This window comes from Flavobacterium solisilvae (assembly GCF_012911605.1).
GTDB classification, from domain to species: Bacteria; Bacteroidota; Bacteroidia; order Flavobacteriales; family Flavobacteriaceae; genus Flavobacterium; species Flavobacterium solisilvae.
In genome coordinates, this window is record NZ_JAAMPT010000028.1 from 1 (window position 1) to 238 (window position 238).

Consider the following 238-nt stretch of genomic DNA (forward strand, 5'->3'; position numbering starts at 1 on the left):
GCACACAACCCGAGTATTTTGTAACAAAGTTTATTTATAATAAAGAAGCAAATACCTACACTTGTCCGCAAGGTGCAACGCTAAGCACTACTGGACGATGGCACAAGAAAACAGGTCGAACTGAGGAAAGTGGTTACAGGTTCCAAAAATACCGCACACCAGCTTGCAAAACCTGTCCAGTAAAAGACCAATGTACCAGCCGAAAAGGCGGAAGAGAAATAGACCGAAGTGAGTATGC

The 238-nt window shown here is 43.7% G+C and carries 1 protein-coding gene; it reads left to right on the plus strand.

Annotation, left to right across the window (positions count from 1 at the left end; translation table 11 throughout):
* The coding region (locus G6042_RS00130; protein WP_211161581.1) for a transposase at positions 1 to 238 on the plus strand (238 nt) is incomplete at both ends.